The organism is Pedomonas sp., from assembly GCF_036515995.1.
GTDB lineage: Bacteria > Pseudomonadota > Alphaproteobacteria > Sphingomonadales > Sphingomonadaceae > Pedomonas.
This window is the reverse complement of record NZ_DATBUP010000102.1, coordinates 1-7,028: the sequence shown is the minus strand read 5'-3', so window position 1 is coordinate 7,028 and position 7,028 is coordinate 1. Positions and strand designations below refer to the sequence as shown.

Genomic DNA, 7,028 nt, shown 5'->3' with positions numbered 1-7,028 from the left:
GATCTCTAAGCCACTCGAATTTATTATACTTTTTTAAAGGAAAAACGCCGGCCGAGGCTGCCCCCGACCGGCGTTTCCGTCTTTCAGCCGCTGAACGCGGATCAGACGCTGGCCTTCTGCACCGCGATCCAGTTGCGGATCTTGGCTTCAAGCACCTTCAGCGGCAGAGCGCCGGTGTTCAGCACCTGATCATGGAAGGCGCGCGCATCGAACCGTGCACCCAGCTCCTTCTCGGCCTCGGCGCGCAGACGGCTGTGGGTCAGCTGGCCGATCTTGTACGCCAGCGCCTGCCCCGGCATGGCGATATAGCGCTCCACTTCCGCCGTGGAGTCCGTGCGGCTCATGGAGGAGTTGTCCATCATGTACTTGATGGCCTCGTCGCGGCTCCAGCCCTTGGCGTGCAGGCCGGTGTCCACCACCAGACGCATGGCGCGCATCATCTCGGCGTCCAGCTTGCCGAACCGCTGGTACGGGTCGGTCAGCAGGCCGAGTTCGCGGCCCAGGGTCTCGGCGTAGAGGCCCCAGCCTTCCACGTAGGCGTTGTTACCGCCGAATCGCAGGAAGTTGGGAATGGACGGCGTCTCCTGCGCCAGGCTGATCTGGTAGTGATGGCCCGGAATCGCCTCATGCAGGAACAGGCTTTCCATGCCCGGCTTGGTGCGCGCCGGCAGATCATAGGTGTTCACGTAGAACACGCCTGGACGGCTGCCATCGGCACTTCCCGGCATGTAGTAGGCGCCGGCGCTGTTCTTCTCGATGAAGTCCGGGATCGGGCGGATTTCAAACGGCGTCTTGACCGAGCGGCTGAACAGCTTGGGCATGCCCGCATCCACCCGTGCGCGGACGGCATTGTAGTTCGCCAGCAGGTCTTCCTTGCTCTTGAACTTGAACTGCGGGTCGGTGCGCAGGTGCTCGAAGAACTGCTTCAGGGTGCCCTTGAAACCGACTTCCTTCTTGATGGCTTCCATCTCGCGGGTGATGCGCGCCACTTCCGAAAGGCCGATCTCGTGGATCTCCTTCGGCGTCATCGTGGTGGTGGTGTGCTGTTCCACCAGCGCCGCGTACAGCAGCGGGCCGTCCTTCATGCCGATCAGGCCCGGCACGCGGCGTGCCTTGGGCTTGTACTCGGTTTCCATGAAGCTCTTCATCCGCTGGTAGACCGGGATGACGTCCTTGCTGATCTTCTCACTGTAGGCCTGCGTCAGGCGGGTCTTGTCGCCACCTGAAATCTCGGCCGGCATGTTCTTTATCGGCATGTAATAGGGGCTGTTCTCGACGCCCTGCTTGATGATGGTATCAAGCTGGCCGATCACGTTGTCGACCACCACCTGCGGCTGCACGTGACCGGTCGCGATGCCCTCGCGCATGCGCTGGATGGCGCGGTCCATCAACAGCACGAACTCGTCCAGACGCTTCAGGCCGTTCTCATAGTCCTTTACCGTCTTGTACGGCGCAATGGACTGACCCGACGAGAAGTCGGGGAACATGTTGTGGATGCCATTGAAGTGTTCAATGGAAAGCTGATCGCTGATGCTGACCAGCGGCTCCGAGGCAAAGCGAATCGCCTGTTCCGTCTCGTACTTGAAGACGTCGTAATAGATGGCGTTGTCCGGGCTCAGCGCCGCCCGGTTGATCGCGGTCAGGCGCAGCAGTTCCTGCTGCTTGTTCTGCAGCATCTGGGCCCGATAGGCGTCCGAGAAGTAGTCGCCCACCCGGTCGGCATAGCGCAAGTCGCCACGGGCCAGCGCACTGATCGGGTTGAGGCGCAGGTTGGCTTCGTCGGAATCCTTGAACAGCTGGGCCAGCTGCTGGTCCTGGCTCTGGGCCACAACCTTCACCGGTTCCTGCTGGGTTGCGCAGGCGGCCAGAACCGCCAGCGGTGCGATCACGACGCCGGCGCGAAGCCACGTCTTCCAGTTCTTCATAACCAAGGTGTCCCCCTCATATCCGGAACGCAGCGGCAACTCCTGCGCCGCTGCGTTTATATGATCCGGGACATGACGACCGCCACCGCCGGGGAGCAATTCCCGCGCGACGAACCGCCAGTCCCGCAAGCCAAGCCGCCAGTATGATGCGACAGGCCGTTAGTCCATCGGCACCACACGACCCGATGCCATAACAAACCGAACCTTCTCAAGCTGCGTGATGTCGGAGATGGGGTCACCATCGACCGCAATCATGTCTGCCGACTTGCCCGGCTCGAGCGTGCCCACGTCCGCTTCCAGTCCCAACAGCCCGGCAGCGCCCGTGGTGGCGGTGCTCAGCGCCTCGCGCGGGGTCAGGCCGCCGTATTTCACCATCAGGCCAAATTCCTCCGCATTGCGGCCATGCTCGAACACGCCCGAGTCCGTGCCGAAGGCGATGGGAACGCCGTTCCGCTTGGCCGCCGCGATCTGCTTGCCCATAACGGCGAGGGTCTGGCGGATCTTGTCTTCCACCTGCGGGGTGTAGACGCCCTTGCCCAGCCGCTCGCTGATGCCGGTGAAGGCCATCAGGGTCGGGACCATGTAGGTGCCCTTCTCCTTCATGACCTTCAGCCCCGCGTCATCGACGAAGGTGCCGTGCTCGACGGAATCGACGCCAGCGCGAACGGCGGTCTCGATGCCCTTGGCGCCGTGGGCGTGGGCCGCAACCTTGAGGCCCAGGCTGTGCGCCGTGTCCATGATCGACTTCAGCTCGTCATCGGTGAAATGCTGGCCAAGGCCCCGCGCCTGCTGCGAGAGCACGCCGCCCGTGGCCGTGATCTTGATGACGTCCGCCCCGGCGCGCGAGGCCTCGCGCACACGGGCGGCGCATTCCACTGCGCCGGTGCAGGTGTTGCCTCCCGAGAGAACATCGATCACCTCGCGCCGGAAGCCGCTGACGTCGCCATGGCCGCCGATGATGGAAATGCCCGGACCGGCCGCCAGAATGCGCGGACCAACGACGACTCCATCCCGCACCGCATTACGCAGGGCAAAGCCCACGTTCTTGGCCGAACCCACGTCCCGCACGGTGGTGAAGCCTGCGCGCACGGTCACCAGCGCGTTCTTGGTGCCGACTGCCGTGGCGTACTCGTCGCTGTTGACCGCTTCCTGCCACCAGGGCGTTCCCGGATCGCTCGACAGGTGCACGTGCGAGTCGATGAGACCGGGCAGCACGGTTTTCGAAGACAGGTCGATTTCCTTCACCGGTTCATCCGGCTTCAGGTCCGGCACCAGCGTCCGTGCATCCGGATTGCCGGCCGCCACGGTCACGATGCGCCCGTCGCGCACTGCGATGGTGGATGCGCCCAGCGCGGGCTTGCTTGCATCAACGATCACGCGCCCGGCGCGCACCAGCGTCACATCGGCCAGAGTTGCATGCGGCATCAGAGCCGTCGTTGCGGCAAGCGCCGCAGCGGCAAGGTGGAGTTTCCCCACGATTTCCTCCCGAAAGCAATTTTATTAGGAGGAAAGCTGCCCGCTCCGGCGTCATTGCGCAAGAGAAACACAAGCAGCGAGGGAGAGGATAGAGCGGCTAGAGCCTGTCCGGCAGGAATTTGGACTTTCGGCTGATGATGGGACCGGCCGTCATGAACTGGCCGTCTCCCAGATAATGCAGGGTTTCCGGATGCTTGGGCGAAGCGGCGACGTGGGCGTGCACCACCTCGAAAATGAAGAAGTTGTAGCGCTCCACCAGCGCGTCATCGTGCAGCCGGCACTCGAAGCTGGCGTGGCACTCACGGATGAGCGGCGCGTCCACCGCCGAGGCCTCTTCCGCCGTCAGGCCGAACTCGGCGAACTTGTCTACTTCCGCGCCCGAGCAGTTGCCGATGCCAACCACCGTGTCGGTGAGTGCGGTTGTGGGCAGGTTGATGACGCACTGCCCGCTCTTGCGGATCATGTTGAAGCTGTGGTTGCCGCTGGTGATCATGCACCCCACAAGCGAGGGCGTGAACTCCAGCACCGTGTGCCAGCCCATGGTCATGATGTTGGACTTGTCCTGCCAGCGGGAGGAGACCAGCACGATCGGCCCCGGCTCCAGATACCGGCGCACGTCACTGACAGGAAACGGCTGCTTGGGTTTGACCATGGCGCTTCTCCGCTTGGGGTAACCAAGCGGAACAACGCGCGGGCCGGAGAAATGCCCGCCAAAAGCAAAAAAGCCACCCGGAGCGATTGCTTCCTGGGGTGGCTTTTTGAAAGCAGTGGTGCCGATGGAGGGACTCGAACCCCCGACCCACGCATTACGAATGCGTTGCTCTACCAGCTGAGCTACATCGGCCCGATGCGGAACTGCGCTCCCTTATCAACCTCGAGACGGGATGACAAGCGGCATGTTTGCAGTCCGCTGCAAATACTGCGCCGTCCGGAGCCTCAGCCCGCCAGCGCCGCCGTTTCCAGACGCGACAGCGCCGCACGGGCCTCGACCAGCGCGCGCATGTCGTTCAGCACCGGCTGAAGCCGGGTGCGGGCGTTCTGCGGCAGGGCCTGGCTGGCCGCCAGCGCGCCGGAGACGTCACCGCGGGCCAGGCGCTGATCCATGGTGGCCAGTTGCGAGGCAAGATCGCCTGAGACAGCCGCAGCGGGCTCATCCGCCCGGCGCACCTGCACCAGAGAGCGCAGGCTCTCGCCCACGCGCTCATACCACGGGCCTTCCGCCGCCGGAGCCTTGGCGAGCAGGGTCTGCTTCTGCTGGGCCAGACGCTGGCGCAGCTGCGACACGGTGGGCGCGCCGTTGGCAACGGCCTGAAGCGCCGCCACGTCCGCGTTGTTCTGCCCGAGGGTCTGGGACAACTGGTTGACCGGACCGGTCATGGGCTGGCCGCTGTCAAGCGCGCGGCGCACGGCCGAGACCAGCAGAAGCGTGCGGGCCTGTGTCCCCTGGCCTTGCAGCGCCTGAAGCTGGGCCGTGGTTTCCGTCGTCAGCTGGGTCAGGCGGTTGTCCAGCTGGGCGTGGGCATTCTGAAGCGTCTGCGCCTGAGCGTTGGCGTTGACGACCGACTGATCGAGCGTGTTCACCCGCCCTTCCAGCGCCGCAACGCGCTGGGACAGGCCGGTATCATAGCTGGGGGCCTGCTCCTCCCCGAATGCCGGGGCCGGAGCGGCTGCGCCCTGACCCGCCTCAAGCCGGGCAAGACGCTCGTAGAGCGGCTGCAGATCGGCCGTGCCGCCCGGGCGGGCTTCCAGCGCCGCGACGCGGGCCGCCAGGTCGGTCAGTTGATCGCCGGATGCGCCGGCAACAGCCGCACTTTCGGCAGCACCGAAGCTGCGCAGCGGCTCAGGCAGATGCGAGCGCACCTTGGCCTCGAACCACGGATTGGCCAGCAGGCCCGCTGCAAAGGCAAGGGCAATGCCGGTGATGGCCCATGGCCAGCCGCTTGCGCCACGACGGGGCTGATCGCTCTGGCTCTGACGGCGAACCGCCTCGGCGCGTGCGGAAGTCCATGCATCCCCGGAGCTGCCGGAGCCGGACATGGTCCTGGGGCCGCTCGTGGAAGAGGAATTCGGGTTTTCGGTCGTCTCGCTCATCATTCCCCCTCAGGGTCGCTTGAGGCCTGTTTGTGGCACAGGAGCATGATGGCCGCCAAGAGGCTGGCCTCATTCGGTTGATTTGCAACGGCAATTGCGCGCCACGGCTTGCCGGACACGCGCTCTGCCACTTGTGAACTGATGCACCCGAGGCTCAGGGTGCCGGGGTCTGCCCCGTCGATCTTCGCGTAAAGTTCGGCGAACCGCCGGGCCGTACGGGGCGAGAGCAGCAGCGCCCAATTCATCCGGTTCTGCGCCAAGGCGGCGGCGGCCTCATCAGAGAAACGCTCGGCCAGCACGGCGCGATAAACGATACGGCGCGTGACCAGAATGCCGTGCTCGGCAAGAACCGGCGTCGGGTCCCGGCTGATCTGCTCCCCGCTCAGCCACAAGACGGATTTGACGCCGCTGGCGATGACCGCGTCCAGAATGCGGTCCAGATCGCCATCCGTATGCGGTTGCAGGCTGGCGAACCCGGCCTCCACGCACGCGGCATGGGTGCCGGGACCAATCGGGAACACTGGTACGGGGGTAAGCTTCGCCACCTGCTCAGCAACGGCAGGCGGAGCCTGGCGGCTGGTGAACAGCACGGAATCGAACGCCACCGGAGGCAGCGCCCAGTCCACCGGCTCCACATCGAGAAGCGGCGAGACAATAGCCTCATGCCCCGCCTGCTCAAGCCGGGCGGCCAGCCGCTCGGCATCGATCAGCGGGCGGGTGACGAGTACCCGCGCCATGCCCTAACCGAACAGCGCCTTGATGGCCGGGCCGCCCTGCGCGATCAGCGCCTCGGCCAGGCTGGTGGCCATGGCGGCGGCGTCTTGCGGCGCGCCCTGCGACTGGCCCTCGACGTGGTGCGAGCCGTCCGGCGTCAGGATCTGACCCTTCATCAGCACCGAGCCGTCTGCCTGCAGCGTCGCCAGCGCGGCGATCGGCGTACGGCAGGAGCCGTCCAGCCGGGCAAGGAACGCCCGCTCGGCCGCAACGCACAGCGCCGTATCCGCATGGTTCATGCTGCCGACGGCCTCCTGCGTGAAGGTGTCATCCGTACGCACCGTAACGCCGATGGCCGCCTGCGCCGGCGCGGGCAGCATGGCCTCGGCCGGGATGTCCATGCCCACATGATCCAGGCCCAGGCGGCGCAGACCGGCAGCCGCCAGCAGGGTGGCGTCAGCTTCGCCGCGCGCCAGCTTGTCGAGCCGGGTCTGCACGTTGCCGCGGAACGGCACGATGACGAAATCCGGGCGCAGCACCTTCATCTGCGCACCGCGACGGAGACTCGACGTGCCGATTCGCGCGCCGTGCGGCAGGTCCTGAATGCCCTGTGCGCCCGTGGTGATCAGCCGGTCGCGCACATCTTCGCGTGGGAGGATGGCGGCGAGGATCATCTCCGCCGGCAGGCGGGTCGGCACGTCCTTCATGGAATGGACGGCAAGATCGATGCGGCCATCGAGCAGCGCCTCGTCCAACTCCTTGGTGAACAGGCCTTTTCCGCCGAACTCGGCCAGCGGCTTGTCCTGGATGCGGTCGCCGCTG

General features: G+C 65.5%; 6 protein-coding genes and 1 tRNA gene. All 7 read right to left on the bottom strand.

All coding sequences use genetic code 11. The annotated features are described in order from the left end of the window. Positions 1-101: 101 nt before the first annotated feature. The gene (locus tag VIG90_RS07770) at positions 102-1,925 is read right to left on the bottom strand and encodes a DUF885 domain-containing protein (protein ID WP_331592921.1); all 1,824 of its coding nucleotides are present in this window, start codon (positions 1,923-1,925) and stop codon (positions 102-104) included. Positions 1,926-2,084: 159 nt separating this feature from the next. Beyond that, positions 2,085-3,404, bottom strand: coding sequence for a metal-dependent hydrolase family protein (locus VIG90_RS07765; RefSeq protein ID WP_414695479.1), 1,320 nt, complete (start codon positions 3,402-3,404; stop codon positions 2,085-2,087). Between the two features lie 94 nt (positions 3,405-3,498). After that, the gene (locus tag VIG90_RS07760; protein ID WP_331592919.1) at positions 3,499-4,053 is read right to left on the bottom strand and encodes a flavin reductase family protein; all 555 of its coding nucleotides are present in this window, start codon (positions 4,051-4,053) and stop codon (positions 3,499-3,501) included. 116 nt (positions 4,054-4,169) lie between these two features. Next, positions 4,170-4,245: transfer RNA gene (locus VIG90_RS07755), tRNA-Thr, on the bottom strand. Positions 4,246-4,337: 92 nt separating this feature from the next. Further along, complete coding sequence (locus tag VIG90_RS07750; protein WP_331592918.1) at positions 4,338-5,492, bottom strand: hypothetical protein; 1,155 nt, start codon at positions 5,490-5,492, stop codon at positions 4,338-4,340. Next, complete coding sequence (locus VIG90_RS07745; RefSeq protein ID WP_331592917.1) at positions 5,492-6,229, bottom strand: uroporphyrinogen-III synthase; 738 nt, start codon at positions 6,227-6,229, stop codon at positions 5,492-5,494. The genes VIG90_RS07750 and VIG90_RS07745 overlap by 1 nt, the downstream gene beginning before the upstream one ends. A 3-nt stretch (positions 6,230-6,232) precedes the next feature. Continuing rightward, positions 6,233-7,028 (bottom strand): hydroxymethylbilane synthase (gene hemC, locus VIG90_RS07740; RefSeq protein WP_331592916.1); only part of this gene is annotated, 796 nt, incomplete at its 5' end.

Bases quoted from the DNA above. Each gene is read 5' to 3' on its own strand.
- VIG90_RS07770 (WP_331592921.1), bottom strand. From the start codon at position 1,925: ATGAAGAACTGGAAGACGTGGCTTCGCGCCGGCGTCGTGATCGCACCG.
- VIG90_RS07760 (WP_331592919.1), bottom strand. From the start codon at position 4,053: ATGGTCAAACCCAAGCAGCCGTTTCCTGTCAGTGACGTGCGCCGGTAT.
- VIG90_RS07750 (WP_331592918.1), bottom strand. From the start codon at position 5,492: ATGAGCGAGACGACCGAAAACCCGAATTCCTCTTCCACGAGCGGCCCC.
- VIG90_RS07745 (WP_331592917.1), bottom strand. From the start codon at position 6,229: ATGGCGCGGGTACTCGTCACCCGCCCGCTGATCGATGCCGAGCGGCTG.